At 66.4% G+C, this 24741-nt stretch carries 27 protein-coding genes; 21 read left to right on the top strand and 6 right to left on the bottom strand.

The features are described from left to right. Positions 1-43: 43 nt before the first annotated feature. From ccmE to ASD69_RS06505, 6 genes are all read right to left on the bottom strand, one after another. Positions 44-511: a cytochrome c maturation protein CcmE gene (gene ccmE / locus ASD69_RS06530; protein WP_056175289.1), complete on the bottom strand. Its 468-nt coding sequence runs from the start codon at positions 509-511 to the stop codon at positions 44-46. Continuing rightward, positions 508-681, bottom strand: a complete 174-nt coding sequence (gene ccmD / locus ASD69_RS06525; RefSeq protein ID WP_056175286.1) for a heme exporter protein CcmD — start codon at positions 679-681, stop codon at positions 508-510. Before ccmD ends, ccmE begins: the two co-directional genes overlap by 4 nt. Continuing rightward, positions 678-1445 (bottom strand): heme ABC transporter permease CcmC, encoded by a 768-nt coding sequence (gene ccmC / locus ASD69_RS06520; RefSeq protein WP_056175283.1) that lies wholly within the window; start codon positions 1443-1445, stop codon positions 678-680. The genes ccmD and ccmC overlap by 4 nt, the downstream gene beginning before the upstream one ends. 118 nt (positions 1446-1563) lie before the next feature. After that, positions 1564-2289: a heme exporter protein CcmB gene (gene ccmB / locus ASD69_RS06515; RefSeq protein WP_056175280.1), complete on the bottom strand. Its 726-nt coding sequence runs from the start codon at positions 2287-2289 to the stop codon at positions 1564-1566. Then, positions 2286-2930: a heme ABC exporter ATP-binding protein CcmA gene (gene ccmA / locus ASD69_RS06510; RefSeq protein WP_056175277.1), complete on the bottom strand. Its 645-nt coding sequence runs from the start codon at positions 2928-2930 to the stop codon at positions 2286-2288. Before ccmA ends, ccmB begins: the two co-directional genes overlap by 4 nt. 82 nt (positions 2931-3012) lie before the next feature. Further along, entirely contained in the window at positions 3013-3486 is a 474-nt protein-coding gene (locus ASD69_RS06505) for a DUF3293 domain-containing protein (RefSeq protein WP_056175273.1), read from the bottom strand. A 206-nt stretch (positions 3487-3692) separates the two neighbouring features. Here ASD69_RS06505 and ASD69_RS06500 point away from each other — a divergent pair, with 206 nt between their 5' ends. The 21 genes from ASD69_RS06500 (at position 3693) to ASD69_RS06400 (ending at position 24700) form a co-directional block, all read left to right on the top strand. Beyond that, a complete protein-coding gene (locus ASD69_RS06500; protein ID WP_056175269.1) occupies positions 3693-4841 on the top strand; it encodes a pyridoxal phosphate-dependent aminotransferase in 1149 nt (382 codons plus the stop codon). A gap of 387 nt (positions 4842-5228) precedes the next feature. Next, positions 5229-5720, top strand: a complete 492-nt coding sequence (locus ASD69_RS06495; RefSeq protein WP_056176666.1) for a hypothetical protein — start codon at positions 5229-5231, stop codon at positions 5718-5720. Positions 5721-5815: 95 nt separating this feature from the next. Next, on the top strand, positions 5816-6790 hold the full coding sequence (locus tag ASD69_RS06490) for a type IV secretion system protein (RefSeq protein WP_056175266.1): 975 nt from the start codon (positions 5816-5818) through the stop codon (positions 6788-6790). Next, a complete protein-coding gene (locus ASD69_RS06485; protein WP_056175263.1) occupies positions 6787-7566 on the top strand; it encodes a TrbG/VirB9 family P-type conjugative transfer protein in 780 nt (259 codons plus the stop codon). The genes ASD69_RS06490 and ASD69_RS06485 overlap by 4 nt, the downstream gene beginning before the upstream one ends. Further along, positions 7563-8825, top strand: a complete 1263-nt coding sequence (locus tag ASD69_RS06480) for a TrbI/VirB10 family protein (RefSeq protein WP_056175260.1) — start codon at positions 7563-7565, stop codon at positions 8823-8825. The genes ASD69_RS06485 and ASD69_RS06480 overlap by 4 nt, the downstream gene beginning before the upstream one ends. Before the next feature lie 23 nt (positions 8826-8848). Continuing rightward, positions 8849-9886 carry a P-type DNA transfer ATPase VirB11 gene (virB11, locus tag ASD69_RS06475; protein ID WP_056175255.1) on the top strand — a complete coding sequence of 346 codons (1038 nt, stop codon included), beginning with the start codon at positions 8849-8851 and terminating at the stop codon, positions 9884-9886. A gap of 176 nt (positions 9887-10062) precedes the next feature. Continuing rightward, a complete protein-coding gene (locus ASD69_RS22975) occupies positions 10063-10899 on the top strand; it encodes a lytic transglycosylase domain-containing protein (RefSeq protein WP_082576302.1) in 837 nt (278 codons plus the stop codon). A 73-nt stretch (positions 10900-10972) separates the two neighbouring features. Beyond that, entirely contained in the window at positions 10973-11344 is a 372-nt protein-coding gene (locus tag ASD69_RS06465) for a TrbC/VirB2 family protein (protein WP_056175246.1), read from the top strand. Continuing rightward, complete coding sequence (locus tag ASD69_RS06460; protein WP_082576301.1) at positions 11337-11645, top strand: VirB3 family type IV secretion system protein; 309 nt, start codon at positions 11337-11339, stop codon at positions 11643-11645. The genes ASD69_RS06465 and ASD69_RS06460 overlap by 8 nt, the downstream gene beginning before the upstream one ends. A 141-nt stretch (positions 11646-11786) precedes the next feature. Continuing rightward, positions 11787-14246 carry a VirB4 family type IV secretion/conjugal transfer ATPase gene (locus ASD69_RS06455; protein WP_056175239.1) on the top strand — a complete coding sequence of 820 codons (2460 nt, stop codon included), beginning with the start codon at positions 11787-11789 and terminating at the stop codon, positions 14244-14246. Positions 14247-14321: 75 nt separating this feature from the next. Beyond that, a complete protein-coding gene (locus ASD69_RS06450; protein WP_056175236.1) occupies positions 14322-15119 on the top strand; it encodes a hypothetical protein in 798 nt (265 codons plus the stop codon). Positions 15120-15262: 143 nt separating this feature from the next. Continuing rightward, positions 15263-16486 carry a type IV secretion system protein gene (locus ASD69_RS06445; protein ID WP_082576300.1) on the top strand — a complete coding sequence of 408 codons (1224 nt, stop codon included), beginning with the start codon at positions 15263-15265 and terminating at the stop codon, positions 16484-16486. Positions 16487-16525: 39 nt separating this feature from the next. Beyond that, positions 16526-17017: a DUF4189 domain-containing protein gene (locus ASD69_RS06440; RefSeq protein ID WP_162250617.1), complete on the top strand. Its 492-nt coding sequence runs from the start codon at positions 16526-16528 to the stop codon at positions 17015-17017. Positions 17018-17324: 307 nt separating this feature from the next. Continuing rightward, entirely contained in the window at positions 17325-17939 is a 615-nt protein-coding gene (locus tag ASD69_RS06435) for a hypothetical protein (protein ID WP_157489296.1), read from the top strand. Between the two features lie 99 nt (positions 17940-18038). Then, positions 18039-19265: a peptidoglycan-binding protein gene (locus ASD69_RS06430; RefSeq protein ID WP_056175223.1), complete on the top strand. Its 1227-nt coding sequence runs from the start codon at positions 18039-18041 to the stop codon at positions 19263-19265. A 245-nt stretch (positions 19266-19510) separates the two neighbouring features. Then, a complete protein-coding gene (locus tag ASD69_RS06425) occupies positions 19511-20047 on the top strand; it encodes a hypothetical protein (RefSeq protein WP_235567152.1) in 537 nt (178 codons plus the stop codon). Between the two features lie 88 nt (positions 20048-20135). Further along, the gene (locus ASD69_RS06420; protein WP_082576298.1) at positions 20136-21419 is read left to right on the top strand and encodes an XVIPCD domain-containing protein; all 1284 of its coding nucleotides are present in this window, start codon (positions 20136-20138) and stop codon (positions 21417-21419) included. Between the two features lie 154 nt (positions 21420-21573). Continuing rightward, positions 21574-22242 (top strand): hypothetical protein, encoded by a 669-nt coding sequence (locus ASD69_RS06415; RefSeq protein WP_157499059.1) that lies wholly within the window; start codon positions 21574-21576, stop codon positions 22240-22242. Positions 22243-22297: 55 nt separating this feature from the next. Further along, positions 22298-23626, top strand: a complete 1329-nt coding sequence (locus tag ASD69_RS06410) for an XVIPCD domain-containing protein (protein WP_056175214.1) — start codon at positions 22298-22300, stop codon at positions 23624-23626. 224 nt (positions 23627-23850) lie between these two features. After that, entirely contained in the window at positions 23851-24348 is a 498-nt protein-coding gene (locus tag ASD69_RS06405; RefSeq protein ID WP_056175211.1) for an XVIPCD domain-containing protein, read from the top strand. A 55-nt stretch (positions 24349-24403) separates the two neighbouring features. Further along, positions 24404-24700: a hypothetical protein gene (locus ASD69_RS06400; RefSeq protein ID WP_056175208.1), complete on the top strand. Its 297-nt coding sequence runs from the start codon at positions 24404-24406 to the stop codon at positions 24698-24700. Positions 24701-24741: the final 41 nt, after the last annotated feature.

Below are 24741 nucleotides of genomic sequence, written 5' to 3'. Positions count from 1 at the left end.
GGCGTGCTGGCGATAGCGCGGCGCGCAGCGATGCCGGTCCGCATCAACGCATCGGCTCCGTGCCGCCCGGCGCGGCGACGTCGTGCTTCTTGTGCGCCATGCCCATCTTGTCGGCGACTTCCTTGGGCATATAGGTTTCGTCGTGCTTGGCCAGGATTTCCTCGGCCACGAAGCGGCCGTCCTGCATGCGTCCGGTCGCGACCACGGCCTGCTTCTCGCGGAACAGGTCGGGCAGGATGCCGGTATAGACCACGGGCATTTCGGCGTCGCCGTCGGTGACGCGGAAATGCGCCTCCAGCGAGCCGGTCGCGCGCTTGAAGGAGTTGGCCGCGACCATGCCGCCGAGGCGGAAGCGGGCATGATCGCCGGCCTCGCCGCGCAGCACTTCGCTGGGCGTGTACAGATAGGCGACGTTGCGCTGCAGCGCCATCGCCACCAGGGTCACGGCGATGGCGGACGCGGCGACCAGCGCCAGTACCCACAACAGACGACGGCGACGGGTCGGATTCATCGGCTCAATTCACTCGTTTGGCTGCGTGCGGTCTGGCTGGCCTGGCGCGCCGCGCGTGCGCGCGCATTGCGCAGCTCGCGGCGGATCTGCAGGCGGGTGGCGACGAAGTCCCAGATCAGCACGAGGGCGAACACCGCGTAGGCGGCGATGACGTAGTTGAGGTAATTCATGCCAGCGGGCCCTCGCCGCGCGCTACGCCGGCCAGTTGCGCGACCCAGGCCTTGCCCGATTCGCGGCGCAGGTTGTCGGCGCGCGCGCGCGCCAGCAGGGCGCCGACGAACCACAGCTTGGTGCCCACGATCATCCAGATCAGCGGCGTGATCATGCTCGCGTCCATGCTCGACTCGCCCAGCAGGCGGATGGTCTGGCCCTGGTGCAGCGAGTTCCACCATTCCACCGAATAGCGGATCACCGGCAGCAGGACCACGCCCACGATCGCCAGCAGGCCGGCCGCGCGCGCGGCGGCGCGGCGGTCGTCGATGGCGTTGTACAGGCCGATCACGCCCAGGTAGAGGAACAGCAGGATCAGCTCGCTGGTCAGGCGCGGGTCCCAGTCCCACCAGGTGCCCCACATCGGCTTGCCCCAGATCGAACCGGTGGCCAGGGTGATCAGGGTGAAGCCGGCGCCGATCGGCGCGCAGGCCATGGCCAGGATCTCGCACAGCTTGATCCGCCAGATCAGCGCGATCGCGGCGTAGATGGCCATCAGCGCGAACACCGCCATGCTCATCCAGGCGCTGGGCACGTGGATATAGAGGATGCGGAAGCTGTCGCCCTGTTGGTAATCGGCCGGCACCACGAACAAGGCGCCGTACAGGCCCCAGGCCATGACCAGCAGGCCGGACAGGTAAGCCCACGGCGCCCAACGCGCGGCGAAGCGGTCGAAGGTGGGCGGCGAACCGAGTTGGTGGAACCAGCGGACGAGTGGATTCATGCAGCGTTTCGGTCCGTCCCGGCGACGGGCGTGTTGGGGGCGCGGCGGTTGGACCGCGCGGGCGGTGATCGGTTCGGCGCGGCCGGGTTCGGGGTCCGGACCGGCCGCGGGCGAGCGGTCAGTTCAGGGCGATCCGGATCGCGGCGGCGGCGGCCAGCGGTGCCAGCACCAGCGCCACCACCAAGCCAGCGCCGAGCATCAGCAGCCCGCCGGTGGCGTCCAGTCCCTGGGCCGAGGCGGCCACGCTGCCGGCGCCGAACACCAGCACGGGCACGTACAGCGGCAGCGCCAATAAGGCCACCAGGATACCAGAGCGCCGCATGCCGACCGTCAGCGCGGCGACCACGGCGCCGAGCAGACTCAGCAATGGCGTGCCCAGCGCCAGCGAGGCTAGCAGCACCGGCAGCTGCGCGCGCGGCAGGTGCAGCAGCTCGGCCAGGAACGGCGTGGCGATCAGCAGCGGCAGGGCGGTGGTGGCCCAGTGCATGAAGGTGCGCACCGCGACCAGCCAGCCCAGCGGCACCGGCGCCAGCATCCACTGTTCGAGCGAGCCGTCCTCGGCGTCGCCGCGGAACAGGGTGTCCAGGGCGAGCAGGCCGGCCAGCAGCACCGACAACCACAGCACCGCGCCGGCGACCTTGGATAAGGACTGGGCCTCGCCGCCCAGGGCGAGCGCGAACAGCACCACCACCAGCAAGGCGAACAGGGCCGGCTGCAGGGCATCGCCGCGGCGGCGCCAAAGCAGGCGCAGATCGCGCGCGAGCAGGGCGCGCGCGGCGCCGATCAGGCCGGGCAGGGCGGCGCTGCCGGGGCGCTGCGCGCGGACGGTCGGGTTCGGGGTCATGCGGGTTTCTCGAGCATCAGCATGCGCGTGCGCACCGGCGGCGCCGCGTAGGCGCCGTGGGTGGTGACCAGGGCCGCGCCACCGTCGCGCAGGTGCGCCTGGACCATGCGGTTGACCAGTTCGATACCGTCCAGATCGAGGTTGGCGTAGGGCTCGTCCAGCAGCCACAGCGGCGCTGGCGACATCCACAGCCGCGCCAGCGACAGGCGCTTCTTCTGTCCGGCCGAGAGCTGGCGCGCCAGCGCATCCTCGTAGCCGGCCAAGCCGACGATCGCCAAGGCGTTCTCGGGCAGCTGGGCGCGGCGGCGGCCCTGCAGACCGCACAGGAAATTGAGGTTCTCCAGCGCGCTCAGATCGGCCTTCAGCCCGGGCAGATGGCCCAGGTAGGCGATCGCGCGCGCCCGCCGCGCGGCGCGCGCGCGTTCGCCGTCGATGTCGATCTCGCCGCCGTCGGCGCGCAGCAGGCCGGCCAGCACCCGCAACAGCGTGGTCTTGCCGGCGCCATTGCCGCCCTGGACCAGCAGCGCTTCGCCGGCATCGACGGAGAAATCCAAGGGCCCGAACACGGGTTCGTCGTTGCGCGCGAAACGCAGGCCGCGGGCTTCCAGCAACGCAGGGGCGGGGCGGTCGAGTGGGGTCATCGGTCGGGCGCGGGCGGCGGTGGGCCGCGTAGCCGGCTAGTTTAGCGCCAGTCGCGCGCCGCACCCTTGCCCGGGACGGCGCTTAGGGCACGACCCAGTCGGTATGGGCCTGCGTCGCGACCGCGGCCGGCGTCGCCAGCAGCATGCGCAGGCGCACCGGCTGGCCGCGCCGCCAGGCCAGCACCGCAGCTTGGCCGAAGTCGGCGGCCAGGCGGTCGGCGGCCGACTGTTCGATCCCGCTCAGCAGCCAGCCCGGTTCGCGCCATTGGCCGTCGGGCGCGCTGGCCCAGGCCGCCTGGCGGGCGATGCCGGCCGCGTCCAGGCGCGCGACCAGAGCCGCGTCGGCGGCCTCGTTGGCTGCGTCCGAGCGCGGCTCCGAGGCCGGGTTCCAGGCGCTGACCAGTACGTAGGCCTCGGCCGGCAGGTAGGCCTCCAGGTCCGGCGCGGGCTCGCCGACCCGCAGCGCGATCGCATCGCCGTCGACGACCACGGCGTAGCTCGCCGCGGCGTACAGGGCGGCCAGCTCGGCGGCGTCGACGATCTGGATTTCGCGCATGCGTCCAGTCTGGTGCCGCTCGCACCGGCGCGCAAACGCAGGCCGACGGACGGCGGCGCCGTCGCGCTGACGCTGAGAGAAAACCCCTATGCGAGGCGGGCATGGCGCGGCCGCATGAGCCGGTTCCGCATCGTCATGCCGCCTTCCTTATATGTTGCAACGACGATTCCGTACACTCGGCATCCCCCTCGCCACGTTCCGGATCCATGAGCCCCGAGACCAAGCTGCCGAAGGTCGGCACCACCATCTTCACCGTGATGTCGCAGCTCGCCGCCGAGCACGGCGCTGTCAACCTGGGCCAGGGCTTCCCCGACTTCGAGGTGCCCGCGCGCCTGGTCGACGCGCTGACGCGGGCGATGCGCGAGGGCAAGAACCAGTACGCGCCGATGACCGGCATCCCGGCCCTGCGCCAGGCGATCGCGGCCAAGACCGAGCGCTGCTACGGCCACCGCCCCGACGCCGACAGCGAGGTCACCGTGGTCTCCGGCGCCAGCGAGGCGATCTTCGACGCCATCCACGCCGTGGTTCGGCCGGGCGAGGAAGTGATCGTGCTCGACCCTTGCTACGACAGCTACGAGCCTTCCATCGATCTGGCCGGCGGCCGCGCCGTGCACGTGCCGCTGGACCCGCGTACCTTCGCGGTGGATTGGGATCGGGTGCGCGCGGCGGTGACGCCCAAGACCCGCATGCTGATGATCAATTCGCCGCACAACCCGTCCGGCGCCATGTTCACGCCCGACGATATCGCCCACTTGAGCGCGCTGCTGCGCCAGACCGGTATCTATCTGCTGTCGGACGAAGTCTACGAACACATCGTCTTCGACGGCGTGCGCCACGAGTCGGTGCTGCGCTACCCGGAGCTGCGCGAGCGCGCGTTCGTGGTCTCCAGCTTCGGCAAGACCTACCACTGCACGGGTTGGAAGATCGGCTACTGCATCGCCCCGCCGGCGCTGTCGGCCGAATTCCGCAAGGTCCACCAGTACAACAGCTTCTGCAGTTTCGCCCCGGCCCAGTGGGCGTTCGCCGAGATGATCGAGGCCGAGCCGGAACACTACGAGCAGCTCGGCGCCTTCTACGAGGCCAAGCGCGATCGGTTTCGCGCGCAACTATCCGCGACGCGTCTGCAGGCGCTGCCGGTGGCCGGCGGCTACTTCCAACTGGTCGATTATTCGGCGATCAGCGATCTCGACGACGTCGCGTTCTGTCATTGGCTGACGATAGAAAAAGGTGTGACCGCGATCCCATTGTCGCCGTTTTACGAGTCCGCACCGGCCAATCAACGCCTAGCTCGGCTCTGTTTCGCCAAGAACGAAACGACCTTGGATGCGGCGATCGAGCGTCTAATTGGCTTGTAACAGACGCCGTGCGGCACAAATGCACACTTAAGTTGCGCCAACCTATTGCTCATCGGTTTAAGTTCGGGCTAACCTTCAGTGACGAGCGTCGCATAGCTCGTTAACAATGTGGCCGTGGTGTAAGGGGGGAGTTCATGGACAGAACGATTTTCTCTAGTCGTTCATCGGATGCGACGTCGTCGCCGTCCGGTGCGACGAGAGCACGCGCGGCCCGCGCCGTCGGGGAGACGGCGCCCGGAACCGCATACCGACCGAGCTGCGTCCGGTCATCTCAATTTCACTGATCTAGACGATGGTGGCGCGAGCGCACCGGCGATGCCGGCCGCGTCCGCCACCTTCAACGATCGGTGCGCGCGTCAATTCAAGACTATTGGGGAAAGCGTGAGTATCTCTACTGCAACCAGTCATCGTGTTTGGGTCGCGGCGTTGTTGGCCGTCGCTTTGGTCGGCTGCGCGTCGCGCCCGGCTCCGGATTTCGGCGGTCGCTGGAAGCCGGTCAACCATTTCGCCGCGGTTCCTGACGAAATCCCCCTGCAAAAGACCTACGTCTACTACCCGTCGCCGATGGACGGCACGCTGAAGACGATGCTCGAGCGCTGGTCGCAGGATTCGCAGATGCCGCTGTCCTACCTGCATCCGTCCGATTTCACCCTGCATCAGGCCGTGGCCCAGATCCACACCACCAGCGTCCAGGACGCGGTCGCCCAGCTGAGCTCGGCGTATTCCGCCCAGGGCGTGTCGGTGACGGTCGAGAACGGCCAGATCGTGGTCCGCGCGGCGACGCCGGCGGCAAGCTCCGCGTCGATGTCGGGCGAAACCGCACCGTCGTCCGAGGCCGCCCAGGCCGAGGCGGCGCACGTGGCCGGGGTCGCGCCGTAAACGCGCGCACGTCGTCGTCGCGCGCGGTCGTGGCCTGTCGGCCCGCGCGCGCGACAGGCGACGCACTTTCCATGCTCGTACTGGATGCAGCCTAGATGTTCGGAAAGAAAGCAGTCACTCCTCAAGTGGAGAACGCGGTCGCCAAGGCCGTGAACTACGAAGTCACCGTCGCCGATATCGCACGCCGCAGCGAAAAGCGCGCGTGGATCGTGGCGTGGGCGGCGATCCTGATGGCCCTGATCCTGGCCGGCGGCTATTTCTACTTCCTGCCGCTGAAGGAAAAGGTGCCTTACCTGGTGATGGCCGACGCCTACACCGGCACGGTCACCATCGCGCGTCTGCGCGACGACTTCGCCAACCCGACCATCGCCGCCAGCGAGGCTCTCAACAAGAGCAACATCTCGCACTTCATCATGGCGCGCGAGTCCTACGACTTCTCGCAGATCGGCGAGCGCGACTGGTCCACGGTGTTCGCGATGGGCACCCCGCAGGTCACCAGCGGCTACAAGCAGCTGTACGACAGCACCAATCGCAACAACCCGATCACGTTGTTCGGCAAGACCAAGACCGTGCGCGTGAAGATCCTCAGCATGCAGCTGCACGGCGCGTCCAATACCGACGACAAGACCAAGACGGCGACCGCGCGCTTCCAGCGCACGCTGTACAACAAGGAAAGCGGCGCTTCGGAGCCGCTGGACAGCAAGATCGCGACGATCGAGTTCCTGTACAAGTCGAACCTGAAGATGGACGAGAACAACCGCGTCCTCAATCCGCTCGGCTTCCAGGTCACCGGCTATCGCGTCGACAACGACTACGCCGCGTCGCCGCCGGTCAATACCGGCAGCGAATTCCCGGTGCCGACCCAGGCAGCTCCGGCCGCGGCGCCCGCCGCCGTGCCCGGCCAGCCGGTCGATCCCAACCTGGTTCCGGCCGCGCCGCAGCCTGGCATGCCGGCACCCGCCGGCGCCGTGCCGCAACCCGGCGCGCCCGCCCCCAACACCGTCAACCCGGCGACGCCGCCGGCCGCACCCGCACCGACCGGTAATGCGAATGGAGTCAGCACCCGATGAATTGCCTGCGTAAACATCGCCTCGCCGCCGCCCTGTTGCTTCTGGCGCTCGCCGGCTCGGCGCTACCCGCCGCGGCCCAAGTGGTCCAGGAATACGAATACGAACCCAGCCGCATCTACCAGGTGCGCACCGGTCTGGGCATCACCACGCAGGTCGAGCTGGACCCGAACGAGGTCATCCTCGATTACAGCACCGGCTTCAGCGCGGGTTGGGACCTGAGCCGTCGCGACAACGTCTTCTATTTGAAGCCGAAGAACGTCGACGTCGACACCAACATGATGATCCGCACCGCGACCCACTCCTACATCCTGGAGCTCAAGGTCGTAGCCACCGACTGGCGCGTGCTGGAGCAGGCCAAGCAGGCCGGCGTGCAGTACAAGATCAAGTTCGTGTATCCGAAGGACACCGAGTTCGCCGCCGCCAAGGCCAAGGAAGCCGAGGCACCGGTGCCGGAGATCAGCACCGCGCTGGACAAGAACCGGCTGTACCACTTCGACTACCAGTATTCGACGCGCAGCGCCAAGAAGAAGGCCTGGCTGATTCCGGTCAACGTCTACGACGACGGCCAGTTCACCTACGTCAAGATGAGTGGCCTGAAGGACCTGCCGACCGGCAACTTCCCGGCGGTGTTCGCGCGCGAACGTGAGAGCGGCGAGGACTTCGTGGTCAACACCACGGTCGAGGACAACACCATCGTCATCCACGGCACCTATCCCTACTTGATCATCCGCCACGGCAAGAACGTCGTCGGTCTGCGCAGGAACAAGCAGAAATGAGCCAACACATGCCGCCCAACCAGGGCCAGCCCGACGAAAACACCGGCGCTCCGCAGGATCAGCAGAGCTACGGCTACACCGGCGCCAATCCGTACTACGGCCAGCAGTCGAACGCCCAGCAGGCGCCCGACCTGGACGCGGGCGCGCCGCTGCTCAAATCCAGCGACGTCCAGAAGCTCAACCGCAAGGCCCTGCTGTTCCTGGCCGGCATCGTGGTGCTGCTGGTGTTCGCGGCGGTGTGGATGTTCACCCGCGCGACCTCCAGCGAAGACGACAAGGCCAAGGTCGAGGAAGAGGTGGTCAACATTCCCGAGCTACCCAAGGCCGCTTCGGATGTGGCGCCGCCGCTGCCGCCGGAGCAGGTCTCGGATCTGCCGCCGGTGCCGCTGGCCCCGGAAATGCCGCCGCCGCAGCAGAACGACGCGCCGCAGATGGTGGTCGAGGACACCGGTCCGCGCGGTCCGACGCTGATGGAGCGCCGGATGATGAACAGCGCCGACGGTTCCGGCGCGGGCGGCATGACCCCGGGTCAGGCCGCGACCGCCGGCATGACCCCGCCGGACGAGTACGCCAAGCAGATGATGGCGATGGTGCCCAACGCCAACGGCCAGATGCCGCAGCAGGGCCCGCAGCGCGAGGCGGCGGCCGTGGCCAGCGCCAAGCCGATCTACAACCCGGACACCCTGCTGGTGCGCGGTACCTACATCCGCTGCGTGATGGAGACCCGCATCGTCACCGACGTGTCGGGCTTCACCTCCTGCATCGTCACCGAGCCGACCTACTCGATCAACGGCCGCCGCCTCTTGCTGCCCAAGGGCTCCAAGATCTCCGGCCGCTACCAGAACGAGAACATCAACGGCCCGCGCGTGTCGGTGATCTGGGACCGCATCACCACCCCGACCGGCATCGACGTGAACATGGCCAGCCCGGGCGTGGACAACCTCGGCGGCGCCGGCCATCCGGGCGATTACAACGCGCATTGGGGCAGCCGCATCGCCTCGGCGCTGATGATCAGCCTGATCGCCGACGCGTTTAAGTACGCCGCGGCCGAGAACGGTCCGGAAACCAACACGATCGCCCCGGGCGGCGTGGTGGTGCAGAGCCCCTACGAGAGCGTGACCGCGCGTTCGGTCGAGCGTCTGGCCAACCAGGCCCTGGACAAGAGCGTGAACCGTCCGCCGACGGTGACGATCAACCAGGGCACCGTGGTCAACGTTTACGTGGCCAAGGACGTCGACTTCTCGTCCATCATCCGCTGATGATGGACGGGGAGACGGTCTGAATGGGTATGGACGATTCGCCGATCGCGAAGGTGTCGAGCGGGTTCCTGGAGTACCAGTACGAAGTGCTGGGCATCCACGAATACATGAGCTCGCCCGACGTCACCGAAATCTGCATCAACAAGCCGGGCGAGTTGTACCTGGAAACCCGTGAGGGCTGGAAGTTCATCGAGGTGCCGACGCTGACCTTCGAGCGGGCGCGGCAGTTCTGTACGGCGGTGGTCAACGAGAGCAACACGGGGCAGCGCATCACCGATGCCGACCCGGTGGTCTCGTTGACCTTCCCGACCGGGCAGCGCGCGCAGTTCGTGATCCCGCCGGCCTGCGACGCCGGCAAGGTCTCGATCACCATCCGCCTGCCGTCCAAGCACAACAAGACCTTGCAGCAGTACCAGGACGACGGCTTCTTCGCCCAGATCCTGGAAAGCACGCATGTCCTGAGCGAGCACGACCGCGAACTGCTGGAGCTGCGCGCCTCGCGCAACTACTCGGAGTTCTTCAAAAAGGCCGTCCAGTACAAGAAGAACATCGTCGTCGCCGGCGCCACCGGCAGCGGCAAGACCACATTCATGAAGTCGCTGGTGGGGCATATCCCCGACGTCGAGCGCCTGGTCACCATCGAGGACGCGCGCGAGCTTTTCATCCAGCAGCCGAACGTAGTGCACTTGCTCTATTCGAAAGGTGGACAAAGCACTAGCAACGTCACTGCAAAGAGTTGCATGGAAGCTTGTCTGCGCATGAAGCCGGACCGGATCATCCTGGCGGAGTTGCGCGGCGACGAATCGTTCTACTTCATCCGAAATTGCGCCTCCGGCCACCCCGGGTCGATCACCAGCTGCCACGCCGGCAGCACGACCCAGACCTGGGACCAGTTGGCGCTGATGGTGAAGGCTTCGGCGGAGGGCTCGGGCCTCGAGTTCGCGGTCATCAAGCGGTTGTTGATGATGACCATCGATATCGTGGTCCATATCAAGGCCCACGCCGGGCAGCGTCACATTACGGGCATCGATTTCAACCCGGAACGTGCGCACAGCGAATAAACGCGAGGTCTGTCTCATTATTGGGGGCGCGACCTTGCCGGGGCAGGGTAGGGGAGCGCTTATTGACATCATTCGTCTGTAGATGAATGATAAGTGTGTCGATCAGGCGCATAACAGGCTGTTTATAAGACGGTTTTGTTAGGTCGACGCCAAGGTCGGCACAGGGGGAAATACGGATGTTGCCCGGTATCGAATTGATGAGCTGCCCCAGTCTGGCGGTTCCGCACGAAGTAATGCACCACGTCGTGCGCGTTGAGTCGTCCTACAATCCGTACGCCATCGGCGTCGTCGGCGGCCGCCTCGTGCGCCAGCCGCGCAGCCTGCCCGAAGCCCTAGCCACCGTGCGCATGCTCGAAGGCAAGGGCTACAACTTCTCCTTGGGCCTGGCCCAGGTCAATCGTTACAACCTGGCCAAGTACGGTCTGGATTCTTACGAAAAGGCCTTCGAGGCCTGCCCGAACCTGCAGGCCGGCTCGAAGATCCTGGCCGAGTGCTACGGTCGCTCCAGCGGCGATTGGGGCAAGTCCTTCAGCTGTTACTACTCCGGCAACTTCGTCACCGGCTACCGCCACGGCTACGTGCAGAAGGTCTACGCCTCGATGGGCGCCAAGACCACCGCGTCCGACGGCCAGGCCATCGCCGTGATCAGCAAGCCCTCGCGCCGCTCGGTGCCGGTCAGCCGCATGCCGCTGTTCGCCAACACCCGCCAGAGCGGCGCCACGCGCCTGCCGGCCGCCGGTGCGGCGCCGGCCCAGGTCATCAGCCGCGTCAGCATGGCGGTAGCCGCGCCGCCGGCCATGCCGATGGCGCCCAATCCAGTTCAGATTCCGGTCGCGTCCGCGAATCCGGCCCCGGCCGCGTTCGCTCCGCAGCCCGTCGCTCCCATGCCGGTCGCGGCGATGGGCGCGGTGGTCGCCGCGCAGGCGCCGCAGCCGGTGAAAGTGCAACCCATGGCGGGCGCCCCCGCGGCCGCCACGGAGCAATCCCAGGGGGATCAGGCATTCGTTTTTTAGCGTGCCGCTTGTAGTTTGAACCGAAGCTAGTTTCACCATTCAAATCGTTGTCAATCGAAAGAGGGATCTATCCATGAACTCCAACGCGCACCTCAAGACCATCTTCACGTCCTTCGTCATGGCGGCCCTGTTCGTCGGCATGCTGCTCGTGCCGGACATCGCGTTCGCTCAGAGCGGCGGCGGCGCCGACGCTACGGGCCGCGTGAAGGGCTTCATCAACAACATCAACGGTCTCCTGAACATCGCTTCCGTCGCCGTCGTCACCATGGCTCTGATCTACACCGGCTATCAGATCGCGTTCGCCAACAAGCGCATCATGGACATGCTGCCGATCCTGGTCGGCGCGTTCGTGATCGGTGCGGCCGCTCAGATCGCCAAGATGATCATCCCGGAAGACGTCGGTTCGGGCGTGATGCTGACCATCCTCAGCGCGTCCTATGCATAAGAACGTGTTATTCCGCGGCTGCACGCGGCCGGCGATGTTCCTGGGGGTGCCCTACATCCCCTTCGCCATCGGTGCGGGCGCGGTCATCGTGTTGACGATGTACGTCAACATGTTTTGCATCGCGTTGTTGCCGTTCGTCATCTTCGTGATGCGGCAAATGACACGACGCGACGAAATGATCTTCCGCTTGCTCAGCCTGCGTTGGAAGTTCCGCTTCCGCATGCGCAATCTGCAGCACCACTCGGGCATGTGGGTGTTCACTCAGAACACCTACCGCGGCTCGGGCGACAAGCGGAAGTGAAACGCCCCCGGCGCCATCGCGGTCCGACCGCGATGGCGCACGGGTTTGCAGGTCCCGACGGTCGCGTAGCCGCAAGGCATCGCGCCGGCGGCAGGTGATCGATCCATAGCCCGTCCGACTTCAGAGCAGACCCAGTACGCCATGCTGACTCCCGATACGCCCATCAGCGATTTCATTCCGCTGTCCACGCATGTGTCCCCGACCGTCATCAAGACCACGGGCGGCGATTACATGCTCGTGTGGAGCCTGGGCGGACTGCCCTTCGTCGGTCGCGAGGAATGGGAGATCGAGCACCGCCACAACACGTTCAACCGCATGCTGCAGACGCTGCGCGCGCCCGATTTCACCAACGTCGCGTTCTGGGTCCACGACGTGCGCCGCAAGCGCCGCGTCCAGGGCGGCGCCAAGTTCGACCAGCAGTTCAATCAGGATATGTCCGACGCGTACTTCACCACGCTGTCGGGCGCCAAGCTGATGCAGAACGAGCTGTACATGACGATGATGTACCGGCCGATCGTGTCGGGTAAGCGCTTCGTCGAGAAGTCCACCAGCGCCGCCCAGTTGCAGGACCAGCAGGATCAGGCCGTGGCCAAGATCCTCGAGCTGGCCAGCAACGTCGAGGCCGTGCTGAAGGACTACGCCCCTTACCGCCTGGGCATGTACGAGGCCAAGAACGGCATCGTGTTCTCCGAGGCGCTGGAATTCTTCGGCTATCTGCTCAACCGCATCGACGAGCCGGTGCCGGTGCTGCCGGCGCCGATCCCGAGCTATCTGCCGGTCAGCCGGCTGATGTTCTCGGCCAAGACCGGCGATTTCGTCGTCAACACTCCGACCGGCGTCAACCACTTCGGTGCGATGCTCAACGTCAAGGAGTACACCGACGGCACCTATCCCGGCATCCTCAACGGCATGAAGTATCTGGACTTCGAGTACGTGATCACGCACTCGTTCAGTCCGATGGGCCGCCAGGACGCGCTCAAGGTGCTCGACCGCACCAAGGGCATGATGATTTCGTCCGGCGACAAGGCGGTCAGCCAGATCGTCGAGCTCGACATGGCGATGGACCAGCTGGCCTCGGGCAACTTCGTGCTCGGCGAGTACCACTTCACCATCTGCCTGTTCGCCGAAAGCCAGGAGAAGCTGGCCAACAACATCGCGATGGCGCGCGCCGAGCTGTCCAACGCCGGCTTCGTCTCGGCCAAGGAAGACTTGGCCGTGACCGCGTCGTTCTACGCGCAGTTCCCCGGTAACTGGCAGTACCGCACGCGTCTGGCCAACGTCAGCTCGCTGAACTTCCTCGGCCTGTCGCCGCTGCACAACTTCGCGACCGGCAAGAAGGAGAACAACCCCTGGGGCGAGTGCGTCACCACGCTGCAGACCACCAACGGCCAGCCGTACTACTTCAATTTCCACGCCACTCACCCGGCCGAGAATTCGCTGGGCGAGAAGGCGATCGCCAATACCATGGTGATCGGCAAGTCCGGTACCGGTAAGACCGCGCTGATCAACTTCCTGTTGAGCCAGGTGCAGAAGCTCAAGCCGACGCCGACGATCTTCTTCTTCGACAAGGACCGCGGCGCCGAGATCTTCGTGCGCGCCTGCGGCGGCAACTACCTGGCGCTGGAAAACGGCCAGCCGACCGGCTTCAACCCGTTGCAGTGCGAGCGCAACGAGGCCAACACCCAGTTCCTGGCCGACCTGATCAAGGTGCTGTGCGGCAAGACCCAGTACTCGGCGCGCGAGGACGAGGACATCTTCCGCGCGGTCGAGAACATGCTCGACACGCCCAAGCACCTGCGCAGCATGACCAACCTGCAGAAGAGCTTGCCCAACATGGGCGACGACGGTCTGTTCGCGCGCATGCGCAAGTGGACCGCGGGCAATTCGCTGGGCTGGGTGTTCGACAACCCGGTCGACACCATCAATCTCGAAAAGGCCAACATCATCGGTTTCGACTACACCGATGTGATCGACAACCCCGAAGTGCGCGTGCCGGTGATCAATTACCTGCTGCACCGCCTCGAGGAGCTGATCGACGGCCGCCCGCTGATCTACGTGATGGACGAGTTCTGGAAGATCCTGGATGGCTCCGGTGGCCTCAAGGAATTCGCCAAGAACAAGCAGAAGACCATCCGTAAGCAGAACGGCCTGGGCATCTTCGCCACCCAGAGCCCGGAAGACGCGCTGGCCAGCGACATCTCGGCCTCGCTGATCGAGCAGACCGCGACCCTGATCCTGCTGCCGAACCCGAACGCCAGCCGCGAGGACTACATGGAAGGCCTCAAGCTGACCGACTCGGAATACCAGGTGGTCAAGAGCCTGGACGAGCGTTCGCGCTGCTTCCTGGTCAAGCAAGGCCACGCGGCCACGGTCTGCCAGCTCAACCTGCGCGGCCTGGACGACTCGCTGGCGGTGATCTCTGCCTCCACCGACAACATCGAAATCATGCACAACGTGCTTCAGACCGAAGCCGGTCGCGCCGGAATCACGGTCGACGAACTGCGTCCGGAGCAGTGGCTGGCCTCGTTCTACGCCAATCGCAAGGGCTCGGGCAAAGGCAAGGCGACTAGTACCGACCGACCGCAACAGGCCACGGCCTGATCCCCCCACACGGATTCACGCAGCACGCGAACGACAACGACGCACCGCTACCTGCCATCGAAGAGGAACTTCACCATGATCATCAAGCGCAATAACCAGGCCAACGGCCGCAAGTCCAAGAAGCTGGCGCTCGCCAGCATCCTCCTGACCTGCTCGCTGGCCGCCGGCAACGGCAGCGCCATGGGGCCGGTGGTCGAGGTCGGTCCGAACCTGATCCAGAGCATCCTGAATCAGATCAACACCTACTCGCAGCGCTTCGCCGATACCGCGGCTTACGCGAACGACGCCAAGAGCTGGCTCGATCAGCTCAACCACATGAAGCAGCAGCTGATCAACATGCAGAGCCTGCTCAGCTCCGTCTCCATGCCCAACGGCACCACCTGGACCAAGGTCAACGCCAACACCTACCTGGTCGAGGAATCCTGCAACCGCGGCGGCGGCGGCCTCAGCGTCAGCGGCCTGCTGAGCATGATCGGCCTGGATCCGGCCGGCGACTGGGTGGCCAAGCAGAAGGAAATCTGCGTCAACATCCGTCGCGCTCGCAACGAGAAGTACAACTACACGGTCGAGTTCGTCATGAACGTCGCGCCGCAGATGCAGAACATGCTGAAGACGGTCAACACCCGTCGCAACTCCAGCAACACCCAGGGCAACGTGGCGGCGGTGGACAGCTCGTCCAACGAAATCTCCAACGACCTGGCGCTGAAGTTCCAGATCTGGCAGGGCCAGATGCAGACCTACGACGTCTACATCGCCACCATGGAAGAGAACCAGCGCACTCTGGCCTACAAGGCGATGAAGGGTCAGCAGACCATCCTGGGTTCGCTGGTCAAGACCGGCGCGCTGGCGACGGCGCTGAAGGTCGGCAACTGAGTTAGGGGAACGGCTGGAGCGGCCGGGCCCTTAGCGGCCCGCTGCTTCGTCGGCCGGTAGTGAGTCTGCGCCGATGGGTTCGGTGCGGTGGGTGAACAGGGGCAGGCCAGCGGCAATGACCCGACAGGCAGATAGGCGCGCAGATGAGCAGGGGAATCGAAATCGTGGGTGATTGGCTGAAGGGCAGCATCGGCAACTGGCTGGATTGGCTCAATCCGCAGGTACAGTCGGTGGGGGATTTCGTCTTCTTCCGCCTGATCCTGGCCTATCTGCGCGAGGAGATCCAAAAATTCGGCGTCGGCATGATGACCAACGCCATGACGTGGGTGGGCGCTATCGCCCTCACCGCGATGACGCTGTGGATCCTGGTGCAGGGCTATCGCATCGTGACCGGCATCTCGCGCGAACCGATGATGGCCTTGGTGAGCAATTCGTTGCGCGCCGCCTTCATCATCGGCGTGGCCACCTCGATGGCCGCGTTCGGCACCAACATGCATACGTTCTTCACGGAGGACCTGAACAAGGAAATCCATTGGATCGTCACCGGCAAGGACACCAAGATCGAGGACCAGATCGACAAGAGCCTGGCCTGGATGCAGGTGGCCTTGACCAGTATCGACATGATCGACGTGGTCCGGGACCCGACCCTGGACGACGACAAGAACCGCGCCATGTGGTTCGTCGGCATGGGTACGGGCGGGCCCGCGATCGTCAGCGGCACCATGCTGCTGCTCTACGAGATCGCGATGGCGATGTTCGTCGGCTTCGGGCCGATATTCATATTGTGTTTGCTGTTCGACCAGACAAAACAGCTATTCACTAAATGGCTTTACTACGGCATAGGAACGCTATTCTCGATGGCGGTCCTAAGCGCGATGGTGTCGATAGCCCTGGAGATGGTTACGCGCGTATCGGCAGCCTTCTGGACAACCGCCTTGGCGGGCAGGTTGATGGGCAGCGACTTCAGCGACGGTATGACCAGCCAGGCCATGCAGCAAGGCGGCATGGGCCTGATCCTCACCATCCTGATCGTCAGCGCACCGCCGATGGCCGCGATGTTCTTCCAGGGCCTGCTCGGTACGCCCAGCGCCTACAACAGCATGGGCGGCGCCGGTTCGGCCGCGCCAGGCGCCGGCATGCCCCCGGGCTACGCCGGCAGCGCGGGCTATCGTCCGACCACGCCGACCTACGGCGGCGGTGGCGGCGGCGGTCAGCCGGGTTACGTGCCGGGCGCCCAAGGTGGGCAGGGCGGTGGCGCGCCGAACCCATCGCTGCAACAGGGCGCGGCGACCGGGCGGCCAGGTTCATCTCCCACTCATACCGACACCATTAAACCTACTCCGAACGTCACCCCAGGCACGCGCTAATTCATAGGGAGGTGGTTAAGGATGAAAGCTTGGTGTTGTGTGCTCCTGCTTGGACTCGCGAGTTCCGGCTGGGCGCGCGCGGAGCAGGGTTGTCCCGCCGGCCTGGCCCCCATCGGCCAGGCGCCGGGACCGATCTGCGTACCGCAGCCCGGTTACGGTTTGGGCGCGCCCAGCGCGGGCCAGCCGTCGCAACCGCGCGGCCCGCAATGGCAGTCGCGTTTCGGCGCGATGTCGATCGACTACACCCGTGGCAAGCTCGGCACGGCGTCGAACATGGCCAACACCCGCAAGGCGGAGAAGGCCGCGATCGCGCAATGCCGCGCCAACGGCGGCGACGACAGCAGTTGTAAGAAAAATCTGCTTTCCTGGGGCAACGGCTGTGGCGTGGTCGCCTGGGGCGCCAGCTTCGCGGCCATGCGCAGCGGCGCTTCGGTGGACGCGGCGGCCGGCGAGGCGCTGCAGGTCTGCGGTCAGAACACCGGCGACTGCCAGATCTACTATTCGGGCTGCAGCTACCCGGTGCAGTACTGAGTAGCGCTTGCGATTTGGCGGTATTGAGGCGAGCATAGGCTCAAACCGGTGGCGACGGATTCGCCGCCGGATGCGGTAAAGTAGTCGTAGGCGGCGCGTTGGCGGACTTCGGTCCACACCGCCCGCAGCGCTAGATCAAGGGGCGCGATCGCACAGTCGTGACTAGGATGTCGCGGCGATCCTGCAATCGATGCTCCGAGGAGTTACACCGCCGGCATCCGCCGACGGACAACGTGCCCTCAGGCCGCGCGGCCGAAGGCACCAGGAGACGCCGCGTCGGAGTTTTCGACGTGGCGTAGAGGTTTGCATGAAGCTACAACTCGTTCCCTTTGCGCTGTTGCTATGCATGCTCAGCGCCTGCGATTCGGCGTCACATGCGCCGGCCGCACCCAAGGACGACCCCGTCACCGCAGCCACCGCCGCTGCGCCTGGCGCCTCCGACACGGTCGCTCCGCCTGCTCAAACCCCGCCCGTCACCGACAGCGCCGCACCGGCTGCTACGGTCCTGCCCGATCCTTCGTTGCCCGAATCGGCCTGTACGCCCGATGGGTTCCGCGAGTTCTTCGAGGCTTACGTCGACTCCGCTTCCGTACGCAACGCCTATACCTGGGCGGACGTGCGGATCGGCCGTTACGCCGCGCCCAAGCAAGACGCCCGCAGCGTCGCCAAGGCCGGCTATCGCGACTTCAGGATCGGCGCCGTCGATTACCGGTGGGTGTACCTGGACCCGGCCATCAAGGAGCCGGGCGACTATCCGCGACTCGATATCGATATCAAGCCCAAGGACAAGACCGCTCAGGTCGAGTACGTGAAGGCCGAATTCGATGCCGAAGACAACCTGGTGCGAACGGTCGGCGACCGTGGCGCCTACGTCTTCGAGTTGCGCGACAAGTGCTGGTACCTGACGCAGGACCTGCGCTGATCCAGCGCGGGTTTTCTTCTTTGTTCCGAGAAAATACGGAGGTGTCTCGTGGGCGGTAAGTACACGATCGTTGAGAGCGGCCCGAAGGGTCGTGAAGCTGTGCATTCGTACGAAGACCTGGAAATCCATCATCCCAGCAAGAAGGGCAAGGAGCCGGGGCGCCACTACCAGGTGGTGGACGGCCATAATCAGGAAGTGCTGTCCTCGAACGGCAAGGTCGCGCATTCCAAGGAAGGGCACGTGTTCGTGTCCAAGGACTTCATCCTGCTCGACGACAAGGGCAGCAAGGAAGGCCTGCGCACGCCGGCTCCGGCCGAGGGTTACATCAAGATCGAGAAGAACAGCGGTCTGGTGAAGATCTACGACAAGCTGCCCGACGGCGAGATGATCGCCCAGGTCCGCCACATGGATCTGCGCGGCTCCGGCCTCAAGGACGGCGACCACATCAAGTACGGTCAGCCGATGGGCATCCAGTCCGGCATGGGCGGCGGCAAGCTCGACGCCTATCCGACCCACACCCATATCGACTTCAACGCCAACCATCTCGACAAGCTCAAGCAGTACATCCGCGATATCGACACCGGCGTGATCACCGCCGATCGTTATCCGACCAAGGGCCAGGCCACGCCGACGCCGGTCGCGGCGCCGGTGACCTCGCACGAGCGTCCCGCCGCCGAGCCGGTCAAGCACGCGCCGCCGCGCGCGTCGGCCGACGGCGTGCTGCGTTCGGGCGAGCAGGGCGCCGAGATCCGCGCGTTGCAGGAATCGCTGAACAAGCTGGGCTACCACGACGGCAAGGGCCATGCGCTGAAGCCCGACGCCGACTTCGGCGCCAGCACCAAGCAAGCGCTGCAGGCGTTCCAGCGCGCGCACGGTCTGACCGACGACGGCATCGCCGGTCCCAAGACCCTGGGCGCGTTGAAGAAGGCCGAGCAGACGCCGTTGCTGTCCAATCCCGCGCATCCGGACCACGCCATGTTCAAGCAGGCGGTGGGCGGGCTGGAGAAGCTGGGCCCGCAGGCCGGCTTCAAGAGCCATGCCGAGCTCGAGCGCGCCGCGGCCACGCTGACCTTCGAAGCCAAGGTCGGCGGCCTCAACCGCATCGACCACGTCGCGCTGAGCACCAACGGCACCGGCTTGTTCGCGGTGCAGGGCGGGCTGACCGATCCGGGCCATCACCGTGCGCATGTGGACAAGGCTCAGGCCGGCGCGCAACCGCTGGAGCAGTCGACGTTCCAGATGCAGCAGGACGCACAGCAGCGCCAGAAGCTGGAACAGGCGCCCGCGGTCGCGCAGCAGCAGCGCGAAGCGCGGGTCATGGCCTGAGGATGCGAACGCCGATCGACGCGGGGCGTCGGTCGGCGCTCAGCCGGTCGCGGGTCGGGTTACCGCCGCAACCGGCAAAGCCGAATGGAGTGCCGAGCGAGAACATGCGCAAGTCGTTGACCTTGTTAGTGCTGATGACGTCGCTGGCGGCATGCCAGGCGGCGGCGCCCGGCGACGCGGAACCGCAGGCAGCTGCGTCCGCGCCGGCCGCGCAGACGCAGCCAAACCCGCAACAGGAAGTGCCCGTGAACAATCTGTCCGTGACGCCGCAGCAAGACGACCTGAGCCGATTCATTCCCGCAGGCAGCAAGCAGTTGGCGGTGCAACGCGCCGATCTGGACGGCGACGGCCGCGAGGACGCGGTGCTGGTGATCGATCCGCCAGCCCAGCCCGGCGCCAAGTTGGGCGAGGGCGCGCCGCGCACCGTGGTGGTGCTGATCCGCGACGCCGCCGGCAAGCTGCAGGCGGTCAAGCGCAGCGAGCGGCTGGTGCCATGCGCGAAGTGCGGTGGCATCGCCGGCGACCCGTTCGGCTATGTGCGCGCCTACGCGGGTGGGTTCACGGTGCTGATCGAGGGCGGTTCGCGCGAGCGCTGGTCGGACGAGTTCGGCTTCGCCTATTCGGCCGAGCAGCAGGATTGGTTGTTGGAGAAGGCGGTACGCAGCGTGGTCGACACCGACACCGGCGAAGACAAGCGTTTGGATCTGCAGCGCAAGGATTTCGGCGCGATCCGGCTCGAGGAATTCGACCGGGACAAGCTGCCGTCCGTGGAAGGGACCTGAGTACGCAGCATCGGAGCCGGCACGGACCAGGACGGTTCGCGCAGGGCTTGGGTTTAGGCGATATGGCTAAGTCAACCAGGAGCTACACATGACGACGGATAGGGAAACGCAACTGTTGCAGGCCGCGACGGCATCGGGGATCTCCTCGCGTCGCGAGCTGGCGAATTTCATGGCCCAGGTCGGCCACGAATCGCACGGCCTGACCAAGCTCGAAGAGGGCTTCCGCTACACCAAGGGCATCTCGCAGATCCCGGTGAAATCGGCGATGCGCGAAGGCGCGCAGGCGCTGGAATCGGCGCGCCTGGAGGCCCTGCGCGGGCGTCCGGAAGCATTGGCCGACCTGATGTACGGCGGCCGCATGGGCAACGACGAGCCCGGCGACGGCTACAAATACCGCGGTCGCGGCTACATGCAGCTGACCGGCAAGGACAACTACCGCTCCGCCGGCGAAGCGCTGGGCCTGGATCTGGTCCACCACCCGGATCTGGCCGCCAAGCCCGAGAACGCGGCCCGCATCGCGACCTGGTACTGGCAGCACAACGTGTCGCAGAACGCGCGCGAAGACGTGACCAAGGCCACCCGCGCGGTCAACGGCGGCACCAACGGCCTGGCCGATCGCGAGTCGCGCAACGAGCGCTGGCTGCAGACCCTGACCCCGGAGCTGATGGAACAGCTCGCCGCCGGCCGCATCGGCCGCGCGGTGGAACCCCCTGCGCCGGCCACGCCCGCGCGCACCGCGCCGAACGCGGCCGCCGACGGCGTGCTGAAGGCGGGCGAGAAGGGGCCGGCGATCGAAACCCTGCAGAAATCCCTGCACGCGCTGGGCTATACCGACGGCAAGGATCGCGCGCTAAATCCCGACGGCCACTTCGGCGCCAGCACCAAGGAAGCGGTGCAGGCGTTCCAGCGCGCCCACGGTCTCAAGGACGACGGCGTCGCCGGTCCCAAGACCCTGGACGCGCTCAAGAAGGCCGAGCAGACCCCGCTGCTGTCCAATCCCGCGCACCCGGACCACGCCATGTTCAAGCAGGCGGTGGGCGGACTGGAGAAGCTGGGCCCGCAGGCCGGCTTCAAGAACCACGCCGAGCTCGAACGCGCGGCGGCCACGCTGACCTTCGAAGCCAAGGTCGGCGGCCTCGAGCGCATCGATCACGTCGCGTTGAGCACCAACGGCACCGGCCTGTTCGCGGTGCAGGGCAACCTCAACGATCCTGGCCATCACCGTGCGCACGTGAACAAGCAGCAGGCCGGCGAGCAGCCCCTGGAACAGTCGACGTTCCAACTGCAGCAGGACACGCAGCAGCGCCAGAAGCTCGAAGCTCAGGCCAATCCGAACCAGACCCAGCCGCCGCCGACGCGCGCGATGGGTTGAGTCGACCCGCCGCCGCGCGTAGGCGCGGCGCAGGTACGGCCGCGTCCGCTAGGGGGCGACGCGGCCGTCGGCCCGATCCGGTGCGTCCCGTAGCAGGGCGCACCGGATCGAGTCGGTCGATTTCGTCGCTCTCGAATTCGCTTCAGGAATCCTCATGAAATCTGCAAATCTGTTGTGCGTCGCGCTGCTGACCGTGTTGGCGGGCTGCAACGCGGCGACCGCGCCGGCCGATGCCGGCGCGAGCGCCAGCGAAACCGAAGCTGCGCCGCCGGCGCCGATGGCCGCCGCCGTGCCTGCGGTGCCCGCCGAAGTCGCGCCCGCCACTGCGCCCGGCGCCGCGCCCGCCACCGGCGACGCGCGCTCGCTGTGCGCGGCCGGCGAAGACATCGTGCTGTCGTGCAAGCTGGCCGGCGGTCAATTGGCCTCGCTGTGCGCGTCCAAGGGCGTGAGCGATCAGGCCGGCTACGTCTACTTCGCCCAGGGCGCGGCGGGCCAGGCCGACTACGTCTTTCCGGCCGACAAGGGCGTGCACGCCAAGCGCTTCAAGCGCACCCAGCTGGGTTTCGCCGGCAACACCGGCGGTTACGCCTATTCGTTCGAGGACGGCGGCCGCAAGCGCATCTTCTACGCGATCTCCGGCGAGAACGGCCTGGAAGAGCGTGGCCTGCTGATCGCCAACGGCGATGCGGCCAAGGCCGACAGCGTGGCCGCGTGCGAGCCCGGCAGCGTCGTCGACGATATCGACGACACCTTGTTCAAGTTCACCCGCGGTTGGGACCGCGACGCTGCGATCGATCGTGGCGGACTTCCGGCCAAGCCCTGATCCGCACGGCCGCAGCCACCACCACGAATAGCGATCGCATCAAAGAGGAAATCCTATGTCTACACCTAGCAACCGCGACTACCTGCTGCAACGCGCCTACGAGGCGGGCATCCACGACCCGCGCGAACTGGCCGCCTTCATGGGCCAGATGCAGGTCGAATCCCGATCCTTCGCCAGCATGCACGAGAACCTGGGCTACAGCGCCGAGCGCCTGCATGAGGTGTTCCCCGACCGTAACGGCATGAACACCCTGGCCGAAGCGCGCGAGGTCGTGCGCGGCGGCCGCGAGCAGATCGCCGAGACCATCTACGGCGGCCGCTGGGGCCGCGACAACCTGGGCAACACCGAGCCGGGCGACGGCTGGCGTTTCCACGGCCGCGGCTATGTGCAGCTGACCGGCCGCGACAACTACGAACGCGCCGGGCGCGAACTCGGCCTGGACCTGACCGGCAATCCCGATCTGGGCGCGGACCGCAGCAATGCGGCCAGCATCGCCGTGCATTACTGGCAGAGCCGAGTGGTGCCGCACGGCCATCAGTTCGATGTGCGCGAAGCCACCCACGACATCAACGGCGGCTACAAGCACCTGCCGGAGCGCCGCGCGGCGGTGGCCGAGTGGGAGCGCATGCTGACCCCGGAAGTGATGCAGGGCCTGGCGCGCGGCGAAGTGGTGCTGCCCGCGCAGGGCCGTGGCGGTCGCGATCCCATGGCCGACGGCGTGCTCAAGCTCAACGAGCGCGGCCAGGCCGTCGAGGACATGCAGGAAGCGCTCAAGCGTCTGGGCTATCGCGACGCCCAGGGCAACGAACTCAACCCCGACGGCCATTTCGGCCGCCGCAGCCAGGAAGCGCTGAAAGCGTTCCAGCGCGATCAGGGCCTGACCGACGACGGCATCGCCGGCCGCGATACCTTGAACGCGCTGCGCAACGCGCAAAGCCAGCTGCCGGCGAACGAGCGCGGCCGCGATCAGCCGGCTCAGCCGGTCACCGCCGACCCGGCCCGCAGCAGCGCGCTGTCGGATCCGGGCAATCGCGACAACGCGGTGTACCGCCAGGCGGTCGCCGGGCTGGAGCGCCTGGGCCCGAACGGCGGCTTCAACAGCCGCGAGGACATGGAGCGCGCCGCCGCCACCCTGACCTACGAAGCGCGGGTCAGCGGCCTGAACCGCATCGACCACGTGGTGCCCAACACCACCGGCACCGGCCTGTTCGCGGTCCAGGGCGGCCTCAACGACCCGGCCCACCACCGCGCCTTCGCCGATCGCGGCCAGGCGGTGGGGCAGAGCGTGGAGCAGACCAGCCAGCGCCTGCAGCAGGACGTGCCGCAGCCGCCGGTCCAGGCGTTGCCGCAGCCCCAGCAGGAGCGCCAGCAGGCGCGCGCGTGATCGCAGCGGTCGTGCGCCGCCGTCGGCGGCGCGCGGCCATGCACCTACCTGCGGGCGCGCGTTTGGCGCGCCCGCGACCGGACCTCAGCCGTGCAGCCCCCCCGGGACGCGGTTGTGGCGGCCAGTCGGATGCGGGACCGTTCTGCGGTTCCGCATCCGCCTAGCCTTGAAGCACCCTCGCGATTGCGCGAGCATACGGGCCAGGCTGCAGCAGCGGAGGCGCCATGAACGGACTCCCCCAGGGACAGGAACGCAAGGTCGACAGCGACGCGTCGGTGAAGACCTTGGACGACCTGCGACAGGCCGAACAACGCGCGCTGTTGAGCAGTCCCAGCCATCCCAACCACGACCTGTTCAAGCAGGTGCGGGTGTGCCTGGATCGCCAGGACACCGTGACCTCGCGTTCCCCCGAACAGAACGACAACCTCGCGGCCGCACTCGCGGTCGAGGCCCGGCGCAACGAAATGCGCGTCAACCACGTCGTCCTGAGCAAGGACGGCGAGCGCGCATTCGCGGTCGAGGGCGACCTCAACTCGCCGGGGCGCCGGGTCACTTACGTCGAAACCGCACAGGCCGCCGCGCAACCGATCGAGCGCAGCGGCGAGCAGTTGGCGCAGCTGTCGCGCGAGCAGGAACAGCGCGACCGCCGTCAGCAGCAGGAGAAGCAGGCCGAGCCGCAGCGCGAAGCACCGCTGCTGGGGCTGGGGCCGCGTTCCCTGTGAGGGCGGTGCAGACGCGGCCGGTCCGCGGGGTCGCACAGGCATTGGAGGCTAGATTGTGAGCGAATACCAACATCACGTACTGACGCGCGGCCACTATCACATCGTCGCCTTGACCCGCGACCAGGAGTTCGAGAACGACGACATCTACGCTTACGCGGTGATGTCGTCTTCCGGCGTCAAACTGCGTCAGGAGCTCTCGCTCAGCGACGCCAGGAACTGGATAGACGATAGGATAGAGCAGGACCGGGGCAGCCCCAGCAGCCCCGAACCAGCACGCGCACGCGAACGCGATCCGGTAGAAGCGACCCGCACGCGATCCACGTTGACCCGGCCCGGCCGGAAGCGGCGATGATGGCGGGGCGGGTCTTGGGGAACTTCATTAGGGAATAACAC

Origin of the sequence: Lysobacter sp. Root604 (assembly GCF_001427505.1) — a bacterium.
Lineage (GTDB): Bacteria > Pseudomonadota > Gammaproteobacteria > Xanthomonadales > Xanthomonadaceae > Lysobacter.
This window is presented reverse-complemented; position numbering and strand designations above follow the sequence as displayed.